The 21,057-nt window shown below is 52.7% G+C and carries 20 protein-coding genes; 8 read left to right on the top strand and 12 right to left on the bottom strand.

The genetic code is table 11. The features are described from left to right. Positions 1-7: 7 nt before the first annotated feature. The gene (locus CLC93_RS03835; protein WP_095504632.1) at positions 8-2,563 is read left to right on the top strand and encodes a penicillin-binding protein 1A; all 2,556 of its coding nucleotides are present in this window, start codon (positions 8-10) and stop codon (positions 2,561-2,563) included. 41 nt (positions 2,564-2,604) lie between these two features. On the opposite strand, the gene CLC93_RS03830 is transcribed toward CLC93_RS03835, so the two are convergent. Beyond that, positions 2,605-3,249: a TetR/AcrR family transcriptional regulator gene (locus tag CLC93_RS03830; RefSeq protein ID WP_095504631.1), complete on the bottom strand. Its 645-nt coding sequence runs from the start codon at positions 3,247-3,249 to the stop codon at positions 2,605-2,607. Positions 3,250-3,323: 74 nt separating this feature from the next. Here CLC93_RS03830 and waaA point away from each other — a divergent pair, with 74 nt between their 5' ends. Continuing rightward, positions 3,324-4,598 (top strand): lipid IV(A) 3-deoxy-D-manno-octulosonic acid transferase, encoded by a 1,275-nt coding sequence (waaA, locus tag CLC93_RS03825; protein WP_095504630.1) that lies wholly within the window; start codon positions 3,324-3,326, stop codon positions 4,596-4,598. 8 nt (positions 4,599-4,606) lie between these two features. Here waaA and CLC93_RS03820 read toward each other — a convergent pair whose 3' ends face one another. Beyond that, positions 4,607-5,305 carry a 3-deoxy-D-manno-octulosonic acid kinase gene (locus CLC93_RS03820; protein WP_095504629.1) on the bottom strand — a complete coding sequence of 233 codons (699 nt, stop codon included), beginning with the start codon at positions 5,303-5,305 and terminating at the stop codon, positions 4,607-4,609. 124 nt (positions 5,306-5,429) lie between these two features. Between CLC93_RS03820 and CLC93_RS03815 the strand changes: the two genes are divergently transcribed. Continuing rightward, positions 5,430-6,518 carry a glycosyltransferase family 9 protein gene (locus CLC93_RS03815; protein WP_095504628.1) on the top strand — a complete coding sequence of 363 codons (1,089 nt, stop codon included), beginning with the start codon at positions 5,430-5,432 and terminating at the stop codon, positions 6,516-6,518. 14 nt (positions 6,519-6,532) lie between these two features. After that, positions 6,533-7,015, top strand: a complete 483-nt coding sequence (gene coaD, locus CLC93_RS03810; RefSeq protein WP_095504627.1) for a pantetheine-phosphate adenylyltransferase — start codon at positions 6,533-6,535, stop codon at positions 7,013-7,015. 38 nt (positions 7,016-7,053) lie between these two features. On the opposite strand, the gene mutM is transcribed toward coaD, so the two are convergent. The 8 genes from mutM to CLC93_RS03770 are packed head-to-tail and all read right to left on the bottom strand — an operon-like array spanning position 7,054 to position 14,005. Continuing rightward, positions 7,054-7,866, bottom strand: a complete 813-nt coding sequence (gene mutM, locus CLC93_RS03805; protein WP_095504626.1) for a bifunctional DNA-formamidopyrimidine glycosylase/DNA-(apurinic or apyrimidinic site) lyase — start codon at positions 7,864-7,866, stop codon at positions 7,054-7,056. Positions 7,867-7,889: 23 nt separating this feature from the next. Beyond that, positions 7,890-8,327, bottom strand: a complete 438-nt coding sequence (locus CLC93_RS03800; protein ID WP_095504625.1) for a hypothetical protein — start codon at positions 8,325-8,327, stop codon at positions 7,890-7,892. Positions 8,328-8,333: 6 nt separating this feature from the next. Beyond that, on the bottom strand, positions 8,334-9,329 hold the full coding sequence (gene moaA, locus CLC93_RS03795) for a GTP 3',8-cyclase MoaA (RefSeq protein WP_095504624.1): 996 nt from the start codon (positions 9,327-9,329) through the stop codon (positions 8,334-8,336). Between the two features lie 12 nt (positions 9,330-9,341). Further along, positions 9,342-11,147, bottom strand: coding sequence for a bifunctional molybdopterin-guanine dinucleotide biosynthesis adaptor protein MobB/molybdopterin molybdotransferase MoeA (locus tag CLC93_RS03790; RefSeq protein ID WP_095504623.1), 1,806 nt, complete (start codon positions 11,145-11,147; stop codon positions 9,342-9,344). A gap of 7 nt (positions 11,148-11,154) precedes the next feature. Next, positions 11,155-11,751: a molybdenum cofactor guanylyltransferase MobA gene (gene mobA / locus CLC93_RS03785; protein ID WP_095504622.1), complete on the bottom strand. Its 597-nt coding sequence runs from the start codon at positions 11,749-11,751 to the stop codon at positions 11,155-11,157. Next, positions 11,744-12,439, bottom strand: coding sequence for an ABC transporter ATP-binding protein (locus tag CLC93_RS03780; RefSeq protein ID WP_095504621.1), 696 nt, complete (start codon positions 12,437-12,439; stop codon positions 11,744-11,746). The genes mobA and CLC93_RS03780 overlap by 8 nt, the downstream gene beginning before the upstream one ends. A gap of 9 nt (positions 12,440-12,448) precedes the next feature. Next, positions 12,449-13,156, bottom strand: a complete 708-nt coding sequence (locus CLC93_RS03775; RefSeq protein WP_095504620.1) for an ABC transporter permease — start codon at positions 13,154-13,156, stop codon at positions 12,449-12,451. A gap of 21 nt (positions 13,157-13,177) precedes the next feature. Beyond that, a complete protein-coding gene (locus tag CLC93_RS03770) occupies positions 13,178-14,005 on the bottom strand; it encodes an ABC transporter substrate-binding protein (RefSeq protein ID WP_095504619.1) in 828 nt (275 codons plus the stop codon). Between the two features lie 294 nt (positions 14,006-14,299). Between CLC93_RS03770 and CLC93_RS03765 the strand changes: the two genes are divergently transcribed. Beyond that, entirely contained in the window at positions 14,300-15,670 is a 1,371-nt protein-coding gene (locus CLC93_RS03765) for a sigma-54-dependent transcriptional regulator (RefSeq protein WP_095504618.1), read from the top strand. A gap of 3 nt (positions 15,671-15,673) precedes the next feature. Beyond that, positions 15,674-17,809, top strand: coding sequence for a sensor histidine kinase (locus tag CLC93_RS03760; protein WP_095504617.1), 2,136 nt, complete (start codon positions 15,674-15,676; stop codon positions 17,807-17,809). Here CLC93_RS03760 and CLC93_RS03755 read toward each other — a convergent pair. Continuing rightward, entirely contained in the window at positions 17,764-18,663 is a 900-nt protein-coding gene (locus CLC93_RS03755; protein ID WP_095504616.1) for a helix-turn-helix transcriptional regulator, read from the bottom strand. The two genes, CLC93_RS03760 and CLC93_RS03755, sit on opposite strands and share 46 nt — an antisense overlap. Further along, positions 18,660-19,487 (bottom strand): formate dehydrogenase accessory sulfurtransferase FdhD, encoded by an 828-nt coding sequence (locus tag CLC93_RS03750; RefSeq protein ID WP_245837077.1) that lies wholly within the window; start codon positions 19,485-19,487, stop codon positions 18,660-18,662. The genes CLC93_RS03755 and CLC93_RS03750 overlap by 4 nt, the downstream gene beginning before the upstream one ends. Before the next feature lie 475 nt (positions 19,488-19,962). Between CLC93_RS03750 and CLC93_RS03745 the strand changes: the two genes are divergently transcribed. Further along, a complete protein-coding gene (locus CLC93_RS03745) occupies positions 19,963-20,433 on the top strand; it encodes a DUF3305 domain-containing protein (protein ID WP_095504614.1) in 471 nt (156 codons plus the stop codon). Next, complete coding sequence (locus CLC93_RS03740) at positions 20,430-20,990, top strand: DUF3306 domain-containing protein (protein ID WP_095504613.1); 561 nt, start codon at positions 20,430-20,432, stop codon at positions 20,988-20,990. Before CLC93_RS03745 ends, CLC93_RS03740 begins: the two co-directional genes overlap by 4 nt. Positions 20,991-21,057 lie beyond the last annotated feature (67 nt).

Here is a 21,057-nt window from a genome sequence, read left to right as displayed (position 1 = left end):
TTTCTCTTTGAAGTGGATTAAACGGCTTTTGCTGTCGATGGCCGCGATGGCCCTGCTCGGAGTTTTAGCAATCTCCGCCGCCTATTGGTACGTCAGCCCAGAGCTTCCTGATGTCACTACCTTAAAAACGGTAAAACTGCAGACCCCGCTGCGCATCTATAGCTCAGACGGGCAGCTGATCTCTCAGTTCGGCGAAAAGCGCCGAATTCCGTTGCAGTTTGAGCAAATCCCTCAACCCTTGATCGACGCGGTGCTCGCGACTGAGGATGCGCGCTTTTACGAGCACAAAGGGGTAGACCCCATAGGCATACTGCGCGCTGCGTTTATTGTAGCGACGACCGGGAAGAAGAGTCAGGGTGCGAGTACCATCACCATGCAGGTGGCTCGAAACTTCTTTTTAACGCGAGAAAAAACCTACATTCGCAAGGTCAAAGAAATCTTTTTGGCCTGGCACATTGAACAACTGCTCAGCAAAGACGAGATTCTGGAGCTGTATCTAAACCGCAGTTTCTTTGGCAATCGCGCTTACGGTGTGGGAGCGGCAGCTCAGGTCTACTACGGCAAAGACATTCAAGACCTGAATCTGGCGCAGTACGCCATGATTGCCGGTATGCCTCAAAGCCCGTCGGCGGCTAACCCGATTCGCAACCCGCAGCGAGGCAAAACCCGTCGCAACGTCGTGCTTGGGCGCATGTTAGAGCTGGACCTAATCACTCAGCAAGAATATCAACAAGCGCGTAATGCTGAGGTATCCGCCAAATACCACGGCGCTGAAATTGACCTGTACGCCCCTTATATCTCTGAAATGGTGCGCGACGAGATGGTGGCCAAATACGGTGAAGAACTGGCTTACACTGGCGGTTTCTCGGTATACACCACGGTGGACTCGCGATTGCAACGCTTGGCCCAACAGAGCTTGCGTCAAAACCTTTACGACTACGACGAGCGCCACGGCTATCGCGGTCCAAAAGCTCAGTTGTGGCAAGAGGAAGCCTGGCCGCAAGAGCAGATCATCGAGTATCTGGCCAAGCAACGCCGCGAACAAGACCTGACTCCGGCGGTGGTCACTCAGATAGAAGAGAAAAGCGCGACTGTGCTACTTCGAGGTGGTGAGTCTATCGAGTTGGACTGGGATGGTATCAAGTGGGCTCGAGCTTACGTATCGGATACTCGCCAAGGTGCCGCGCCGAAAACCGTCGCCGATGTGCTCACTAGCGGCGATCTAATTTGGGTTCGTCAGCAAGCGGGGGCGTGGCGCTTGTCGCAAGTGCCGGATGCCAGTAGCGCGATTGTGTCAATGGACCCCTACAGTGGTGCGCTTAAAGCGTTAGTGGGTGGTTACTCGTTTAACCAAAGCCAGTACAACCGAGTAACTCAAGCCAAGCGCCAGTTGGGCTCAAACATCAAGCCTTTCATTTATGCCGCGGCGATAGAGCGCGACTATACCCTGGCGACTTTGGTCAACAACGCCCCGATTAACCAGTGGGACCGTCGTCAAGGTGTGGCTTGGCGTCCGAAAAACTCACCGGATGTTTACGGTGGCCCAACTCGCCTGCGGGTTGGTCTGGCTCAGTCAATTAACGTAATGGCAGTGCGCGCACTGCGACACGTGGGTATCGATGCCGCCATTGACTCGCTGGTTCGCTTTGGCTTTGATCGCAGCGATATGCCGCGCAACGAATCCTTAGCGCTGGGCTCTGCCTCGGCAACCCCGCTGGACGTAGTCACTGGCTACTCAGTATTCGCCAACGGTGGTTTTTTGGTGAAACCCTACTTTATCGAGCGGATCATCGATGCGGATCAGCAAATGGTGTTTATCGCCGAGCCTAAAGTGGCCTGTAGCGACTGCGAGACCCTACTGGCTGAGCAACAAGTCGAGCCGACGAATTTGACCGCCTCCACCGAGCTTGGATTTGCGCTGGCTGTTGATGAAGCCATTGACGATAGTGAAGTAACCAAGGTATGCCCATTGCCAAAAGAGCGACTCGCTGATCGAGTGATGTCACAACAGCACGCCTTTCTCCTCACCGAGGCCATGAAAAGTGCGGTCTGGGGTGGCGGCAATTGGAGCAAGAAAACCGGCTGGAACGGCACCGCTTGGCGTGCTGCACAAACCGTCAAACGCCGAGATATCGCCGGCAAAACCGGAACCACCAACGAGGCCCGTGATACTTGGTTTAGCGGCTTTAACCCTAAACTGGTGACCACAGTATGGGTTGGCTTTGACGACCACAACCGTCAATTGGGACGCACCAGTTGGAACAACAACCTTGGCCAGGGCCAAACCATGGGTGCGGAAGCCGGTGCGAAAACCGCAGGTCCCGGTTGGAACTTGTTTATGCGCGACGCTCTTAAAGGCACCCCACAAGTTTCGGCTCAAGTGCCCGAGCAAGTGGTATCGGTTCGCATTGACCGAGAGACTGGCCTGCTAAGTCGCAATACTGACCACACCTCGCGATTTGAGTACTTTATTCAGGGCACCGAGCCACAAGAATACGTGCAAAGTGGCGAGCCTGAGCAAACCTTATTTGATCAGGAAGAAGAGCAGGAATTATTCGAATAACGGGTAAATAAAAACGCGAGCTAAGCTCGCGTTTTTTAATTCTAGGCTGGCATCAGTGTTTTAACAGCATAATGTCGTTGCAGTGCTTCGATATCCGCTTGCGCCGCCGGACTGGCATAGGCTTTAAACACCATCAACACCCGTTGTAAACCTTCGTACACTTGAGGCTGGGTAATCTCAGTTTCGCTGGACTGAGATAGGCGATAGCTAATCCAGCACGACACTGTGAGCTTGATAGTATCCGCCAGAATTGGCAGCTGCGACTGGCTCAGTGTCAACAAACCTTCTTGATGCAGTTGATTGAAAATTAAAACAATCCTATCTAACACCTGACTTTGCACTTCAATATATTCCGATTGCAGCTTTGCGTCTCGGTTTAAAATATCCACCATGTTGGCGTACAAAAACCTAAATCGCCACATCAGATTAAAAATGCTGTCAAAATAACTGGTTAGCAAAGCTAAATCGACTTGCTGGGCTTCGTAAGGTTGAATATTCGCTTCTAAATGGGCTCGATATTCCTGAAATATCGAACGAATAATGTCTTCCTTATTTCGAAAGTGATAATACAAATTGCCCGGGCTCATATTTAGATGAGCGGCAATATGATTGGTTGTGACGTTTCGTTCACCTTGTTGATTAAATAGTTCCAGGCTGGCCTGGACAATTCGATCCTTTGTTTTCATTGCTAACAAGGTCTCTGTGACTGCTGGGGCATTATGTTAGCATTGCATTTATCCGCCACTTAACACAAGCCCCAATGACTCGACATTTGTACGCAGCCCTGCTGTTTCTGCTCACGCCCTTGCTGGCTTTGTACCTGAAACTTCGTGCCCGTAAGGACCCAGAATACAATCGTCGTTGGCGCGAGCGCTTTGGGCTGCGCGATTGGCAGGCTTGTGATGTGTTGATTCACTGCGTATCCATAGGTGAGACTCTGGCAGCGCTTCCCTTGATTGCCAAAATCGAGGAAGACTATCCAAAGCTCAAGTTGCTTATTACCTGCTCCAGTCCCACCGGCTCGCGCTTGATTCGCCAACGCTTAAGCCAGCATCAACACAGCTATCTGCCACTGGACATCAACTGGGCGGTCACTCGCTTTGTCAAACGCGCCAAGCCGCGTTTGTGTGTGATCATGGAAACCGAACTTTGGCCTAATCTGGTTTACCAACTCAAACAACACAAGTGCGCTGTGTGTCTGGCCAACGTTCGCCTGTCACAAAAGTCGTTTGAGCAATACGCCAAATGGCCTAGATTGACTCGCCCTATGCTGACAGCGCTGGATAAGTTAATGATCCAAACGCCAACCGAAGCCCAACGCTTTGCTCAGCTTGGTGTAGACTCGGAACAGTTGCACTCAGTGGGCAGCCTTAAATTCGACTTGGTGCTCTCATCTGAACAAATTGCTGCGGCTAGCGCCCTCGCCGAGCAGTGGCAACGACCGAGCTGGGTAGCAGGCAGTGTTCACCCCAATGAGTTTGATGCGCTTATCCGTGCCCATCAACAGGTGTTAAAACAACACGCCGATGCCTTGATGGTGATGGTGCCGCGACACCCAGAGAAGTTCGACACTGCGAAAGCTGCGCTGAGCGAGGCGGATTTGCGTTGGCAAGCCTGGTCCGAAGGCCAAAGTATCGAACCAGAGACTCAGGTGTTGGTAGGCGACACCATGGGACAATTGCTGACCTTTTACGGTGCGACCCAAATGGCCTTTGTAGGTGGTTCTCTGATGGAGCGCGGCGGTCATAATCCGCTGGAGCCAGCGGCGTTTTCCAAACCTGTGATGATGGGGCCAAGTCGCTATAACTTTGCGGAAATTTCCGACGCTCTCGAGGGTGCCGGGAATCTGGTTTTGGTTGACTCGGCACAAGCTTTGGCCAATCGCATTGTCAGCTTTATCGATAACCCAGCTCAAGCCGCCAAGGCGGGTAAGGCCGGTGCCGAGATAGTCGCCGCCAACCAAGGCGCGCTAAATCGGCATTTTGCTTTGTTAACGCCCTATTTGGACGCCATTTCCTCGGACGTACTTCCCTAGGACGCCATTCACTTAGGAATCATTGCCTCGCGATAGCCTGACTCTAGCGCTTGCCAGTCCGACTCGCTCCAGTGCAGCGGCGCGTGCCGTTGCGCCTCTTTGCGAAACGAGCGCAACAAGCGTTTTAGGTTGGACTGACACCAGCTGCCGGTATTTTCGCGAAACTCGCCTCTATCAAAGTCAATCAAGTAGAACTGGTCGCCGTCGAACAGAATGTTCTTGATGTTGAGATCGGCATGGTACAGCTTGTGCTGGTGAAACTGAGCAATCACCTGGCCCAGTTGCTGATACTGCGCCTTGGTCAAAGGCTTAGCCGCCAGCACCGCCAATAAGTCTTTAGCGTCCAAACGCTCAATCAGAATATCATTGCGATACCAAAGCCCATTGCGACAAATTCGCGCCGCCACAACCTTGGGAACCGGCAACCCCAGTTTGTGCATGCGGGTTAGCAAATCGAACTCGGCAAATGCGCGAGTGCGTTGGCGACCGGTATACAAAAACTGATCGCGATTAACCTTGCCCACCAGACCGCCGCGGTAATAATGGCGCAACACCCATTTGTTCTCTTGGTAATCGATGAAATACGCTTTGTTACGACCACTGGAGTACCCCACCAGATGCTTGGTGTGTAACCAATGTTCGGCATCCAACCAGTCCACGTCTAGTGACTGGGGAGCGCGTGCGTGACATTTGAGAATGCAGGCCATAAGACTCAACAAAGACGAATAAAATCAAGCAGCGAGTGTACCTTAGGGCTGGTATAGCGTCTATTGCGCGTTTGCGAAAAACTCACATACAATAAGCGCCAATTTCAGAATTTTGGATCTCAGCATGGCCACTCAGCCACAATCCATTTGCGTGTTACGCCTCAGTGCGATTGGCGATGTTGTTCACGCCAACGCCATGGTCAGTCAGTTGCGTCAGCGCTACCCTCAGGCTCAGATCACCTGGATTATTGGCAAAGTTGAGTATCAACTGATGCGCCACTGCCCAGGCATAGAGTTTGTGGTGTTCGACAAGTCACAAGGCTGGCGTGCCTACTTAAATCTAGCTAAAGCGTTGAAAGGTAAACGCTTTGACGTACTACTGCACATGCAACTCGCTCTGCGAGCCAGTATTGCCAGTCTGGTCATCAAAGCCAATCGGCGTATCGGCTTTGACAAAGCCCGAGTTAAAGAGGGCCAGCAGTGGGTCACCAATGAGTCGGTGAAACCCTTGCAAAATGCCCATGTTGCCGATGGCTTTATGGGCTTTTTACAGGCCATCGAAAACGACCCTGAGCCGCTGCCCGCGACCCACTGGAACATTCCCATTCCCAGTGAGGACCAAAATGTCGCAATTGGTTTAATCCCAAATGAGGCGCCGGTTTTTGTGATTTGCCCAGCGGCCAGCAAAGCTGAGCGCAACTGGCTGGCCGAGCGCTATGCGGCGATGGCGGACTACGCGGTCGAACAGGGTTATCAGGTGCTGCTTTGCGGCGGCCCGGCGCCAGCTGAAAAAGTACTCGCCGCGGAGATTGAAAGCGCCAGCCGACACTCGCTTACCAACCTAGTTGGCCAAACCAATCTCCCGCAGCTACTCGAACTGTTAAAGCGCGCTCAACTAGTGCTGGCACCTGATACCGGCCCGCTGCACATGGCCGTCAGCCAAGGCACGCCAGTGATTGGCCTATACGCCCACTCCAATCCGCGGCGTACCGGCCCCTATCGCTATCGCGAACTCACGGTGAGCGTATACGAGCAATGCATCGAGGCGCAAACCGGTAAGCCCTGGCAAGCCCAGCGTTTTGGTAAGCGCGCCAAAGGCGAACACCTGATGGCTCAAATCACTGTCGAGCGAGTTAAGCAAGCCTTTGATAAAGCACAGGCTTTACTGGATAGCCCAGAAAAACCTGCTAATATCGACCATTCACCAAACTAACTAGGCTCAACCTCATGCATAACCGAGCAATATATCCTGGCACCTTTGACCCCATTACCAATGGTCACGCGGACCTGATTGAGCGCGCCTCGCAACTGTTCAAGCACGTGGTAATTGGCATTGCTGCGAGCCCCTCAAAGCAACCTAAGTTCAGTTTGGAAGAGCGTGTTGCCCTGGTTAATGAAATCGTAAGCCCGTACGCCAATGTGGAAGTGCAGGGCTTTTCGGGACTCTTGGTAGATTTTGCCAAGCAGCAAAATGCCAGTGTGTTAATTCGAGGCTTACGTGCGGTATCGGATTTTGAGTACGAATTCCAATTGGCCAACATGAATCGTCGCCTTAACCCAAATTTGGAAAGCGTGTTTTTAACCCCAGCCGAAGAGAACTCGTTTATCTCCTCGACTCTGGTAAAAGAAGTGGCGCTGCACGGTGGTGATGTCAGCCAGTTCGTTCACCCAAGCGTAGAAAAGGCCCTGCTCGCCAAGCTTAGTCGCTAATTCTGGGTCGCTAATTCTGGGCTGGAAACTCTAAACCACTAGCTCTGACAGGCGCGGCAGTAGAAACTTGCGCGCTGACCTAAAACAATCTTGCTGATCGGCCGACCACAACTGGGGCAAGGCTCCTCCGCCTTACCATAGACCAGCAGTTGCTGGGCAAAGTACCCCGGCTTACCATCGCTTTGAGTGAAGTCTTGCAGGCTGGTACCTCCCCGAGCGATGGCCTGAGTGAGTACCCACTTAACTTTTTCCACCAGCACTACTAAACGCTTCCGGCTGACTCGACCGGCTTCGCGCCTAGGATCGATCCCCGCCATAAACAGTGCTTCATTGGCGTAGATGTTGCCCACTCCAACCACTAAATGATTGTCCATCAGCGCCAGCTTGATGGCCTTGGTGCGGCCTTTTAACTGAGCCTGCAGGTAATCGACATTAAACTCATCGCTTAGAGGCTCGGGGCCTAATTTACTCAACAGCGGGTGAGCTTCATACGGCAACTCGCTAAACAGCCAAGCGCCAAAACGACGGGGATCGCGGTAACGTAAAAGCATGCCATTGCTCAAGAGTAAATCAACGTGATCGTGTTTTTGTGGCGGCTCGTCTTGGGAGAGTACCCGCAGACTGCCTGACATACCTAAATGGACAATGGCGCTGCCGGCCAGAGTATCAATAAACAGGTACTTAGCGCGCCGGCGCACCCCTTGGATCACCTGTCCTTCCAGCTGTGACAGAGCGTCACTCACCGGCCAACGCAGTTGCTTTTGGCGAACCGTTACGGCTTTGATGGTCTGCTGTTTTATGTGTGGCTCAATACCAAGTCGAGTAACTTCGACTTCCGGTAACTCGGGCATCCTTCACCTCTGGGCAACAAGGCTTATTGAGAGTCTGCCAACAGGTTACGATATCGCATGGGTAATTGATACCAGTTGTCGCTATGGCTGCGCAACACGCCGGCTTGGGCGAACCACTGCCATTGCAAACTAGCGCCGGATTGAGTCTGAATCACAAGGGTTTGTGAGGTTTCATCGGGAATGGGGTGAGCGACCAAGGGCAACAGAGCTAGCTCGGCCCAAAGCGCTCCTTGCTTTTGGCAATCTGTGCTCTCGGGCACGCATTGCCACTGGCCTTGTGGGCTTAGGTGCCACTGTCGCAAGCCAAGGCTGACGCTTTGCAGCGCATTGGAATCATCGAACACGGGCACGGCGTCGGCCATGCTGTCGTCAAAACGCTGCATCAAGCTAAATAGGCCAATGAAAAATACGCATCCTATGATGGTGACGTTATTCCATTGGCGTCGAGTCAGACGCAGCACTGCGGCTTAGCCTCCGGTGTGACTCATAAAGCGCAAAATCTGCACGTCAGCGTTGTGGCTGAAGATGTGTTGCTCGGGCTTACGCATTATCGCTTCGCGGATCACCTGCTTCAAGTGCTCGATATCACCTGGATTCGCGCGCAATACTGACTTCAAATCCACCGAGTTTTCGTTGCCTAGACAAAGCAGCAGTCGCCCTTCCACGGTCAAGCGAACCCGGTTGCACTCATGGCAGAAGTTGTGCGAGTGAGGTGAGATAAAGCCAATCCGAATGGGCGAATCCGTCATTTGGTAGTATCGACTTGGACCCGCGGTTTTGGCCACCGAGGCGGTCAAAGGGTAATGCTCTTCGATTAGTGCGCGCACCTCATCGCTCGAACAAAAACGCTCTTCCGAACGTCCAGCGGCATGGCCAAGAGGCATTTCTTCGATAAAACTGATATCCAGCTCGCGCTCGCGGCAGAAATTAACTAGGTCCACCACTTCGTGATCGTTCTGGCCCTTTAGAATCACCGCGTTGATCTTGATTCGCTCAAAGCCCTGTTCACGCGCGGTATCTATGCTCTTTAGCACTCGCTCTAATTTCCCGGTGCGAGTCAGCGCCGTAAAACGCTCAGGGTCCAGAGTATCTAGGCTGATGTTTAAGCGCTTAAGACCGGCCTCTTTGAGCGCTGGTGCCAGCTTGCTCAAACGCGAACCGTTGGTGGTCATTGCCAAATCGGTAATCCCAGGCAGTGCGCCTAGCTGGCGAACCAGCTCGCTACAGTCGGTTCGCACCAAGGGCTCACCGCCAGTCAGGCGAATTTTGCTGACACCCAACTCGCTGAAGGCTCGGCCGATACAGGCCATTTCTTCCAGGGTCAGCACCTGCTCCCTGCGCAAGAATTCCGGGTCTTCACTCATGCAATACACACAGCGAAAATCACAGCGGTCGGTCACCGACATGCGTAGATATTCCACTTTGCGACCAAACTTATCGATGAGAGCGTTCTGAGCCTGCATCTTTATTATCTCCTAGAGCAAATCAGCGAAAGGCTGCACTAACACAGTGTCGCCTTTGGCCACTTGCGCTACCGATTCAGGGATAACCACTAAGCAGTTACCGCGAACCATTGAACTTAAAATACCCGAACCTTGGGAGCCGGTGGACGATACTTGCCACTGACCTTGTTGGTTCATTTGTACCAAACCGCGACTGAACTCGGTACGGCCCAAGCGCGAGCGAAAATCTTGGGCGGCGATTGCCGGCACTAATACGGGCTCGTAGTTCACTTCACCAGCGAGCTTGCGCAGCGCTGGCTGCACAAATTGAAGGAATGAAACCATCACCGCCACCGGGTTACCCGGCAAGCCAAAGAACAGCGCATCGCCCACCTGACCAAAGGCCAACGGACGACCAGGGCGCATGGCGATCTTCCAGAAATTGATTTGACCCACCTGCTTAAGGGCGAGTTTTACAAAATCCGCATCACCCACGGAAACACCGCCAGAGCTGATGATCACATCGGCATTGGTACTGGCTTGAGTAAGCGCGTCAGCCAATGACTGTTGGCTGTCTTCGATAATGCCAAGGTCAATCACCTCACAGTCCAGCTTGGCCAGCATGGCCATGATGGTGTAGCGATTAGAGTCATAGATGCCGGCACCGGTTAACGGCTCGCCTGGCTGACACACCTCATCACCGGTGGAGAAAACCGCTACTTTGGGGCGACGAACGGCATTAATCTCACCAAAGCCTAGCGACGCCAGTAAGCCTTGCTCGGCGGCACCCACACGAGTGTGTTTCGCCAGAGCCACTTGGCCTTGAGCGATATCTTCGCCGGCCTGACGCACGTGCTGGCCCGCTTTGGTTGGCTTGCTAAAGCGAACCTGGCCATCGGCTTCGCTGGCCAGCTCGCGCAGTTCAACGGTATCGGCGCCGGCGGGCATCGCCGCGCCTGTCATGATTTTTACCGCTTGTCCTGACTGCAAAGTGTCAGAGTAGACATGGCCCGCCAGCACTTCGCCAACCACTTGATAAGGACCTTGACCCTCGTCGCTGTGGGCAAAGGCGTAGCCATCCATTGCCGAGTTGGTGTTTTGCGGAACGTTGATCGGGCTGACAGCATCGTCCGCCAGCACTCGATTAAGCGCCTGGTGTATCGGGCAGGTTTCTGTCTCAGTAATCGGCGTGACTTGAGCTGTGATATGGGCGACACCCTGTCCCACAGACATGGGTTTGCTTGGGTCGGTATCACAACCACACTCGGCTTCAATCGGGTTGCGACGGGCGGCAATCGCTCGTTGTTCTCGCTTGGCATAAGCGCAGACATAATCGGCGATCTGCTCGACGTTGTTTAAATCGAGGCGCTCGATATCGACTTGAAGCTCGGTTTCATCGTCGCAAGCAATCGCTTGCACGTACTCATCCACCTCGTGAATCAGTGGCTTGCCATGACTGGCTCTGTGCAACTCGATTTTAGGCAAGGCCAGCTTTTTAAAGCCTTCAACCAGTACGATATCGACCTGGTCCTGCTCAATCTGACGCAGTAGGTGGGGTAATGAAGGCGCTTCGTCGACCTTGTCTTCGGTCATCAAAGCCCAGCGAATATGCGAAGCCACCAGCATCTGGCGCGCACCCGCATGACGCATTTCATAACTGTCTTTGCCTGGGGTGTCCACGTCGAAATTGTGATGAGCGTGTTTGACACACGCCAGACGCAAACCACGGCGATTCAACTCGGGAATCAGCTTTTTCAGCAAAGTGGTTTTGCCTGTGCCGCTGTAGGCACAGAATCCAATCACAGGAATGTTCAACGGGTTTTGAAATGGCGTCGCCATAAACACCTCAAGAATTCGGCTTGAGCAAGGCTTCAACTTCAGCGCATTGCTCAGGCGTATTAACGTTAACAAAAGCACTCGCGCAATCGGAAAAGTCCACTTCCACGTAGGGGTGTTGACGATACCAAAGAACGATCTTGCGATCGCCGCGAGCCAAAAATTCGTTTATCGATTGATACAAACTGGTGTGAACCAGCAGCACCACGTGCTGTGGGCGCTCACCATCGTGAGCTACCGCGACCAAGGCATTCTCTTGCTGAGCTTTGGCCAACATGCGCTCGACCAAATCGCTTGGTAACAAGGGGCAATCGCACGGCGCCGATACCAGCCACTGACTATTCACAGCGGTCATTGCTGCAGCCACCCCTGCAAGGGGGCCCGCGAAGTCGTTCGACTCATCTGAGACCAAAGGCAAACCAAATTGGGCGTACTTCTCCAAATTGCGGTTGGCGTTTATCACTACCTGCTCGACTTGCGCCGATAAGCAGTCGATGGCGTACTCAATCATGGAGCGCTGGCCAAGTTGCACCAGGCCTTTGTCGTTACCGCCCATGCGGCGCGCCAAACCACCGGCTAACACCACAGCTGCGACTTGCTCAGCCATAATAATTTTTCCCCAAGCTATGGACTTTAGCCGTGGGACTGTCACCGCGGCGCAATTCTCGATTATCTATGTGCCAGTGACTCTGGCAAAGCTCAGACACACCTTGTGGCTGATGGCTGGTGATGATCATGCCACATCCATTGGCCTGTAACTGTGCCACCGCTTGCAAAATTAGCCTTTGCGAGTGGGTATCCAAGTTAGCCAGAGGCTCATCGAGCAGCATCAATCGTGGCTGTACCACCCATAGCCGTGCCAGCGCTAAGCGTTTTCTCTCGCCGCCAGATAGGCTATTGGCCGACTCCAGTTCGCGCCCCCCTAAGCCGACTAAATCCAAGGCTTGAGTAAAGGCTTGCTCACGAGTGTGCGGCTGCGCTTGGCGCAAACGCCAGGCAAATTGAAGATTGTCGCGAACATTGCCCTCAAATAAGTAGGGCGACTGATGCAAATACACCACTTGTCCCAGACTCGGGTTGCGGCGGTACCAAGGGGTTGGCCAATCAGTCTGCAGTTGTACTTGCCCCGTTAGCGGTTTTTGTAAGCCCGCTAAGCATTTCAGTAACGAGGTTTTGCCACTGCCATTCGCCCCTTGCAGGTGAATGCTATCCCCCTCAGCCAAGCTCAGATGGTCCACATTGAGTAACAGGGTTTGTTGGTAGCCGACCTGAAGATCGCTTGCAATCAACTTCATCTGAACGTCCTATTGACTGCGAGGCTCGGCGTTGCCGCGCAAGCTGCCCAAACTAAAGGTCAGTGCCAAACTTAAAAACAGCAGCACCATGCCAAGCGCAATGGCTTGAGAGAAGTCCCCTTTGCTGGTTTCTAGAGCGATAGCCGTGGGTATGTTTCGAGTGTAGTTGGCAATGTTACCGCCAACCATCATAGAACAACCCACTTCGGTGAGAATTCGACTGAATGCCGCTAATACCGCGACAAGGATGGCCACTCTTAGCTCTTTCACTAAGGTAAACAAAGCGCTAAACCAGTTGGCGCCAAGCGTACGAGCGGTTTCCCAGGCACGACGGTCTAAGCTGGTAAAGGCCGCTTGACTCATGGCCACTAGAATCGGCGCACAAATCAGCATCTGCCCCAAGATCATACCTTTTTGAGTGAACAACCAGCGCAGGTCTCCCCAGGCACCTTGATTTGAGAGCAGCAAATACACCAACAAACCTATCACCACAGTGGGAATGGTTTGCATGGTGTGAATAAGGTTAGAGACCAGCCAACGCCCGGGAAAGCGGCTGTAAGCCAGCACAAACCCCAGCACCACACATGGCACTAGGGTTATCACTAAAGCCGCGATGGAGACACTAAAGGACACGCTGATAATCGACCACAGGTCCTTGTCGAAGCTCACTAGCAAAGCCAGCGACTGCGACATTATCTCCCACCAAGATTCCGTCATTAATTGCTTCTATTTCTACTACTATCTCTGAGCCAAGTAAGTGGCCTTAAACAGCTGCTCACCATTGACTAAGAATTCATTGATCATTGCTTGTGTTGTCGCGGATACAAAGAAATCAGATAGGGCTTTGGCACCCGCGTGATTCAAGTGTGGATACTTGCTTTCAGAAATCAGCATCACTTGATATGGGTTGGCCAGTTGTGGCCCGCCTTCAAAGACTATCCCGATTTTTAGATTGCCTTTATACGCTAAGTAGGTACCGCGATCTGCTAATACGTAGCCTTCCAACTCGTTGGCCATTTGCAGGGTTTTACCCATGCCTTGGCCCACTTCTAAATAGCCATCAAAGCCTTTGCCAAAGCCGCTGGCCTCCCAGATAGCCCGCTCTTTCATGTGGGTCCCTGAGTTGTCACCGCGAGACAAAAAGCTACCTTTAGCTTCAGCGATTCGAGAAAACGCCTGTTGCACGTTCTCGGCTCCCACCACATTGGCTGGGTCGCGTTTCGGACCAAGCACCACGAAGTCGTTTTCCATGAACTGTCGAGGCAGGCGTCCATAGCCTTCAGAAACGAATTTGGCTTCGGCAGCCGGCGCGTGTGTCATCACAATGTCCACATCACCCGCTCGGGCCAAGTTGAGCGCTTTGCCGGTACCTGTGGCGATGACTTGTACTTCATAGCCGCTTTGTTGTTCAAATTTAGGAAGCAAATGTTTGAGCAAGCCCGTATTTTCTGTACTGGTTGTGGTGGCTAAACGAATGACCTTAGACTCTTGCGCTTGAGCGAGACTGAAAGGTAGAGCAATAACTAGCGCGATGGCCGCTAACGCGATGCGACGACTAAACAGCATGTGGTTCTCCTTTTGCTTCTAAATAAATCTTTTGTCGAAAAGCGGACAAAAGAAAAAAGGTAACAGAGGTCCCTTTCGGCAATAACGTAGCAATCCCGATGCCAACTCGAAAATGCCCATAAAAGTATGATCCGTTTCTCGTTTCCTAAGTTAAGCATGATATTAATAATGCGTCGTGGGTCGCAAAACCTCGACAAAATGTCACAGTTAGACCCATGGAGTGGTCAAACTGTCCCTACCCTTTGGATATAATGCTAGTATCTTTGAGACTATTTCACCTTACAGAGCCAAAATATGAATCAAACCAGTCAGGCCGAATTGCCTAGCGTTGCCTTATCCGTGCTCATCGTCGATGACGAGCCAGGCATGCGCAGTTTTCTCACCAAGGCGTTGGCCAGTCGATTCGCTCTGATAGAAACCGCGGCTAGCGTCGAGGACGCAGAGCAGATTCGCCGCCGCGCCCACTTTGACTTGCTGATTGTGGATATACGCCTGCCCGGTCGCAGCGGTATCGAGTGGCACGAGGCGCTAGCGGATCAAGAGCGTCGTTCCGACATCATCTTTATGACTGGATACGCTGAGTTGGACGTGGCGATCACCGCCTTACGCGCCGGCGCCAGCGATTTCATTCTCAAGCCCTTCCATTTAGACCAAATGCTGCAGTCGGTAGACCGTTGTATCGAACGTCGCCTGCTCAAACGCCAAAACCTAATGCTCAAACGCGAGCTGTCTATGGTACAAACCTCCACCATCATAGGCACCAGCGACTCTATGATGGAGCTCAAGCAGATAATTGAACGAGTGGCCCCCACCCCAAGCGCAGTTTTAGTGCAAGGTGAGTCCGGTACCGGTAAAGAATTAGTCGCTCGAGCCCTGCATCAACACTCTGGCCGCCAAGGGGCTTTTGTACCAGTCAACTGTGGCTCTATTGCCTCGGATCTCATCGAAAGCGAATTGTTTGGCCATGTAGCCGGTGCCTTTACCGGTGCTAAAGGCAGTCGTGAGGGGCTGTTTTCGTTTGCTTCAGGCGGTACGATTTTCTTGGACGAAATTGGTGAGATGCCACTGTCCATGCAGACCGCTTTACTGCGTGTGTTAGAGCAGCGCTCGATCCGTCCCGTGGGCAGCGAGAAAGAAATCGCTGTGGATGTTCGTATTATTGCCGCGACTAACCGCGAGCTAAAGGCCGAGGTCGAGGCGGGTAATTTCCGCCGTGATTTATACTATCGCTTGAACGTGCTTGAGTTGATCATTCCGCCATTGCGCGAACGGGTCGAAGACATTGTCGACCTGACCTATTTTTTCACCCGCCAATTAGCGACAGAGCTGGGTACTCAAGAGGTGGTCTGGACCCATGAAGACCTGATGCAACTGCAGTCACAACCTTGGCCGGGTAATATTCGCGAACTGCGCAACACCATCGAGCGCTGTTTGCTGTTGGGCAAACCTCCGGCCGAGTATTGGCGCGCCGAGTCTCAAGACAGCGACATACAAACCGGCCAGGGCTACCCAGACACTTGGCCTTTGAAAGCGGTGGAGCGACAGCACGTGCAGCAAGTCGTAGCGGCTCATGACGGAAACAAGTCCGCCGCCGCTCGAGTGCTTGGCGTCAGTCGCAAGACGCTGGATCGAAAATACAAAGAATGGCAGCAAGAGGACGAGTAATCCATGCGCCAAAATTTGCGTTCAGGCATCCCCCTAAGTTGGGCTGAAATTCAGTCCAAGGTGCGCTATCGTCTGATTCTGCTAACGTCATTGCCGATTATATTGACCCTGTTATCGCTTGTGGTCATTACCATCTACTGGAACGTAAGTTACACCGGCAAACAGCTGTTCATGAAGGTTAAGGCCGACTTAGCTGTGGCCTCCAATACCCTCAATGCACAACAACAGACCCAAACCCAGCAGCTCAATGCCCTGCGCAATTCTTATGACTTTCACCGCTATTTCTCAGCCCTAGAAGAAGGTGACAACTCACAGCTAACCGCCATTGCAGCCCATTTAAGCCAGCAAAAAGACCGCTTGGGTCTGGACTTTGTGCGCTTGCTACCGGTAGATCAGGCCGCCGCCGATCATTACTTAAGGCAAATGCTAGAGCTAGGTTCGCTGCAAGCGCCGGCATCGGGCCTTCAAGTGCTGCCCAACGACGATTTGAGACGAATTGATGGACGCCTAGCACAGAGGGCGGTCATACCATTACTCGCCACTGAAAAAGCGCAACGTCCGGATTTAGCCTCTGAACAGCGCGGGCTGGTATCGCGTACCTTACTCCCCATCACGGATACCCGTGGCGAAGTTTCATGGTTGCTCGACGGTGGCGTACTAATCAATCGCAACGAAACCATAGTCGATAGCATTCGTGACTTGGTATACAACAGCGACACTCTGCCTCAACAGTCCATTGGGGCTGTGACCATCTTTTTGGACACAGTGCGAGTGGCCACCAATGTACCGCTGAATTTCGACGGTACGGCTCAAGCTGAGCGAGGCCGCGCGCTTGGCTCACTGGTTTCCGATGAGGTGCAGCAGCAAGTCCTTCGCGAAGGACAGCCTTGGGTGGATCGAGCCTTTGTGTTCGACGATTGGTTCATTTCAGCCTATGCTCCGATTTACGACATCGAGGGCGATAGAGTCGGCATGATTTACGCCGGTTTCTCCGAAGCGCCGTTTATCAAAGACTACCTGTACAACATTGTCGAATTGGGTTCGATTTTGGTGCTAGTAATGCTGGTTTCCGGTTATCTGGTTTATCGAGCGGCCACCACCTTGCTCAACCCCATTGAGCGCATTCACCACGTGGTGCAAGCGGTACAAAGAGGCCACAACGTGCGCATTGGCGAGCTAGGATTACGCCAGCAAAACGAACTGTCTGGATTGGCTCAGCAATTTGACCGCATGTTGGACCAACTGCAAGAGCGCAATCGTCAAATTCAGCAAGCGGCCGAGCAACTGGAAGCCAAAGTGGACGAGCGCACCCAGACCTTGCGAGAAAAAACCGCCGAGCTCGAGCGCAACGTCAAATTGCTCAACGATACTCGAGCGCAAATGGTCACCAACGAGAAGCTCACCGCCTTGGGTGAGCTGACCGCGGGTATTGCCCATGAAATCAACAACCCGACCGCGGTGATCCTTGGCAACATGGAGCTGTTGAAGCTCACCTTGGGCGAAAAGGTCGCGCCGGTGAGCGAGGAAGTGGACACAGTGATTGAGCAGGTAAGTCGAATATCCGCCATCATTCGCAACCTGCTGCAATACAGTCGCCCCGGGGAATTTAACGCACCGCTGCAACGCTCCGAGGTCAATCCCATCATAGAGCAAACTCTGACGCTGGCTCGACACTCGATTCAGTCCAAACGCCTAGAGTTAGTGCCTGAACTGGACGCCAGCCATACGGTGCAAATCAACTCATCGCAGCTGCAACAGGTACTGATTAACCTAGTAGTTAACGCCGCACACGCCTCTGATGATCACTCACGCATTTGGATACGCAGTCGCGACTGGCAAGACGAAATGGGGGCGAAGGGAGTGCAAATTGAAGTGGAAGATGAGGGCTGTGGTATGAGCCAAACCACTATGAAGCGGATTTTTGACCCTTTCTTTACCACGCGCAACGAAGGTACGGGTCTCGGCCTATCACTGAGCTTTGGTTTGATTCGCCGAATCGGCGGTTTGATAGACGTAGATTCACAAGTGGGCCGCGGCTCCAAGTTCACCATCAATCTTTATAGCGATGCCAACGAAGGGGCTTTGGCCCATCCTTACGACGGGCTCCAAATCACCTTGCCTGCCTCTGACAGGTCGTAGCCGCCTAGCTGCGCGGCTTTGTCCAAAGTTTCTGCTTCGAGCAATAAGCCAAACAGTTGTTGTACCAACTGTCGAAAGTAGAAGCTTTGTGGCAGCACCAAGTCAAAGCTCTCTTCAAACAGGGGAATAAAGGCTAAACCAGCCTGCTCCGCTGCGGCTTGGCAGGCAAAGCCGATATCGGCTCGGCCTGATGCAATCGCGCCGGTCAGCTGTTGTTCTGTGTAGGCCATCTCAACAAAGTTAAGCGCTACACTGGTGTCTGAGCGCAGCTGCAGCCAATGGGCCAAATGCTGCTGACTGCCAGACCCAGGTTGGCGCTCTACCCAGCGCCAGTTAAGCTCAAGCAAACTTTCCAAATTTTGTGCTGCGGCGTGCTTTTGCGGTGCCAGCGCCAAACCGTATTGACGCTTGTAGGCGTGTAACAACACCCATTGCTGATGATTCTGATAATTGGCCAGCAAGGCTGGATGACGCACATCCCGCTCTTCCGACAACCCCCAGTGAAAGCAACAGATGTCGGCAAAGTGTCGCGACAACAAGGCTAAGCCTTGGCGCGAGCCCGTGCCCGAATAACTGACTAGTCCCGAATGACCCACTTTGTCCATTAGCCGCGAGACTAAGTGCTCCATCAGTGGGTCGGAGGACCCGGTTATCAACAATCGGTCCGACAGCAGGCCGCTGTGGCAAGAATCCAGCAGCCAGCGGTCAATCAGTACTTTGGGGAACATCCACTTGCCGGTCACCTTGGTGCCGGGCAAGACGCCGTCATTGGCCAAGGCGTAGACCTTTTTCTCATTGAGGTCTAAGTAGTCTGCCAGCGCTCGCGCGCTCAAATACTGGGAGGCTTGAGTCATGGCGTCTCCTGGTCAAACTCGATAGTGTCAGCGCCGTGGTACACCAAGAAATGACGCCCCTTGGCTCGAGCAATCATAGTAATCCCCAGTTGCTCGGCAAGTTCCAAACCCATTTGGGTCACACCGCTGCGGGATAAGAGCACAGGAATACCCATTTTGGCCACCTTGATAACCATTTCCGAAGTGAGTCGTCCTGTGGTGTAAAACACCTTATCGGCGCCGCCTTGATTGTCCAACCACATATCGCCCGCTAAGGTGTCCACCGCATTGTGACGCCCAACATCTTCGACAAAGGACAGGATCTGGTCCCCTTGGCACACAGCGCATCCGTGTACCCCGCCCGCACTTTTGTAGGTCTCGTTATAAGCGTTTAGGTTCTTGAGTAAGGCGTAGATCCCCGTTTGCTTTAATTTCGGGGCCTTGAGTTTGATATCTTCAATACCATCCATGAAGCCGCCATATACCGTGCCTTGACCGCAGCCTGAAGTCACTGTCTTTTGTTGTAGGCGCTCATTGAGCCCGTCGGTATCTTCTTTAGTGGTCACCGCCGCCGAGTTGACCTCCCAATCGACAATTACCGATTCCAAAAGCCCAACATCGCTAATAAAGCCTTGGTTTTTGAGATAACCCAAGGCCAGAGATTCTGGCTTAGCGCCTAAAGTCATCAGAGTAACGATCGGCTGCCAATTGAGGTACAAGGTCAGCGGGCGCTCACAAGCCACTTGCTTATCGACCACCTCACCGCGCTCATTAACCGCTTTGACCGGCTGAGTGAGTGGGTTCTCGCTTCGCGTTTTAATCAGTGAAATCGTCGATGTTGGCACGCTAATGTCTCTCTATTTATTCGCCTCGACGCCGACCGTCGAGACCTAATGCTGTTGCTAGTAAAGTTACTTAAGCAATTATTATTCCCGCTCGCGAACGCCAGCATTCGACCAAGTCACAATTTTTCCAAATTACCGCCATCATTCTCAGTTCTGCCGCTTAGATCTCGTTTTCTGCGCCCCATCCAAGCAGAATTTGCCCAGCTTTTGTCCACCAAATAACAAAGGCTGATGTTTAGGAGTTGAGAAATCCGACAAAAGGAATCAACTCGTATCCTTTTGTCGCATCTTTTCGAACGACATGGACAAAATGTCGCAAATATTAGCCTGAGCGGTGATCGAGTTCACCAAAGCAATGACTTAGGTTTGGCACGCAATTTGCGATAACTCTGGGTAGTCGGTCGCGAATTTGCGACTAGTATTAAGCTTCGAGAGCGCTGTAAACGCGTTCAAACCCCAAAAACACAGGGTGACTATGAAACAGACTGAATCCGTTTGGCCGCTGATGGTGAAATTGAAAGCGGTTGAAAAGCAAGTCGGCCAATGGAGCGCGATTGACTGGCAAATCGATTACCTTGGGCCTGCCAGCCAACCGGCACCAGAAGGCTCAAAGATGATTTTATTGGAGCTACACAAAGACGAGCGCGCCAGTTATCGGTTGAATTTGGACATGGACAATCCCGCTTTGTATATCGTTTGCGATGATCTTGGCAATGACCAATGGGAGCCCCTCTCAGCCAGCGCTGATCAAAACGTTGCCGCAGGTTGCCTAGAGAGCGATATGCCACTGCTTAACGTTCCTATGCCCGCCGCTATCGCGGTTTGGATGGAAGCGTTTATTACTCGCCACGGGGAAGTCGAAATTCGCGCGCACCGCCGCAAGCACGTTAACCGTCGCAAAGAGTTTGCCGGTGAGCAAGATCGCAAACGAGGATCTAAGGCATGAGCGAAGGTTTTCTGTCCCGCTGGAGCAAACGCCGCGAGCTAGTTGAGCAAGAAGAGCAAGAGCTAGAACAGGCAAAAGCCGCAGAGGAAGCGGCTGCAGAGGCGCAAAGCGAACAAGCCGAAACCCCAGAAGAAGCAGAAGGCGCAGTCGAGTTACCTGACCCAGATAGTATTGAAGAGGGCGGCTCCTTTGCGGCCTTCATGGGGGCGGATGTGGACCAAGAAACTCGCAACCAAGCACTTCGAAAGCTTTGGCAACAGCCTCAGTACCAAGAAATCGACAACATGGCCGAGTACGCCTTGGACTACTCCAACCAGCCACTACTCAGTGCCGAGGAATCGCTAGAGCTAGTAGAAAAGGTCTATCGCCATGTGGTCAAAGACGAAGAGCCTGAGGAAGAAATGCTAGCGGACGCCGAGGGTGAAGCGTCAGACGAGCCAACGGCCTCATTGGAAGACAACAGCGATGCAATCGCGTCAAATCAGGACAGCTCGACCCCATTGAATGACGATGTGGGTCAAATTGAACCAGATTCTAAACATTCGCAAGAAAGTTAGTAGTTATAACGGAGTTATCGGGAATATAGCGCTCTAATAAGTGGTATGACACTTGCTATATTAGTGG

Origin of the sequence: Paraferrimonas sedimenticola (genome assembly GCF_002282855.1) — a bacterium.
Classification (GTDB): Bacteria; Pseudomonadota; Gammaproteobacteria; order Enterobacterales; family Shewanellaceae; genus Paraferrimonas; species Paraferrimonas sedimenticola.
Note: the sequence above shows the minus strand (reverse complement) of the source record. Positions and strands in the feature narration are given on the sequence as shown.

What these genes read in the sequence shown, in the direction of transcription:
- CLC93_RS03830 (WP_095504631.1), bottom strand. Translation starts at nt 3,249, where the DNA reads ATGAAAACAAAGGATCGAATTGTCCAGGCCAGCCTGGAACTATTTAAT.
- waaA (WP_095504630.1), top strand. Translation starts at nt 3,324, where the DNA reads ATGACTCGACATTTGTACGCAGCCCTGCTGTTTCTGCTCACGCCCTTG.
- CLC93_RS03820 (WP_095504629.1), bottom strand. Translation starts at nt 5,305, where the DNA reads ATGGCCTGCATTCTCAAATGTCACGCACGCGCTCCCCAGTCACTAGAC.
- CLC93_RS03815 (WP_095504628.1), top strand. Translation starts at nt 5,430, where the DNA reads ATGGCCACTCAGCCACAATCCATTTGCGTGTTACGCCTCAGTGCGATT.
- coaD (WP_095504627.1), top strand. Translation starts at nt 6,533, where the DNA reads ATGCATAACCGAGCAATATATCCTGGCACCTTTGACCCCATTACCAAT.
- mutM (WP_095504626.1), bottom strand. Translation starts at nt 7,866, where the DNA reads ATGCCCGAGTTACCGGAAGTCGAAGTTACTCGACTTGGTATTGAGCCA.
- moaA (WP_095504624.1), bottom strand. Translation starts at nt 9,329, where the DNA reads ATGCAGGCTCAGAACGCTCTCATCGATAAGTTTGGTCGCAAAGTGGAA.
- CLC93_RS03790 (WP_095504623.1), bottom strand. Translation starts at nt 11,147, where the DNA reads ATGGCGACGCCATTTCAAAACCCGTTGAACATTCCTGTGATTGGATTC.
- mobA (WP_095504622.1), bottom strand. Translation starts at nt 11,751, where the DNA reads ATGGCTGAGCAAGTCGCAGCTGTGGTGTTAGCCGGTGGTTTGGCGCGC.
- CLC93_RS03780 (WP_095504621.1), bottom strand. Translation starts at nt 12,439, where the DNA reads ATGAAGTTGATTGCAAGCGATCTTCAGGTCGGCTACCAACAAACCCTG.
- CLC93_RS03775 (WP_095504620.1), bottom strand. Translation starts at nt 13,156, where the DNA reads ATGACGGAATCTTGGTGGGAGATAATGTCGCAGTCGCTGGCTTTGCTA.
- CLC93_RS03770 (WP_095504619.1), bottom strand. Translation starts at nt 14,005, where the DNA reads ATGCTGTTTAGTCGTCGCATCGCGTTAGCGGCCATCGCGCTAGTTATT.
- CLC93_RS03765 (WP_095504618.1), top strand. Translation starts at nt 14,300, where the DNA reads ATGAATCAAACCAGTCAGGCCGAATTGCCTAGCGTTGCCTTATCCGTG.
- CLC93_RS03760 (WP_095504617.1), top strand. Translation starts at nt 15,674, where the DNA reads ATGCGCCAAAATTTGCGTTCAGGCATCCCCCTAAGTTGGGCTGAAATT.
- CLC93_RS03755 (WP_095504616.1), bottom strand. Translation starts at nt 18,663, where the DNA reads ATGACTCAAGCCTCCCAGTATTTGAGCGCGCGAGCGCTGGCAGACTAC.
- CLC93_RS03745 (WP_095504614.1), top strand. Translation starts at nt 19,963, where the DNA reads ATGAAACAGACTGAATCCGTTTGGCCGCTGATGGTGAAATTGAAAGCG.
- CLC93_RS03740 (WP_095504613.1), top strand. Translation starts at nt 20,430, where the DNA reads ATGAGCGAAGGTTTTCTGTCCCGCTGGAGCAAACGCCGCGAGCTAGTT.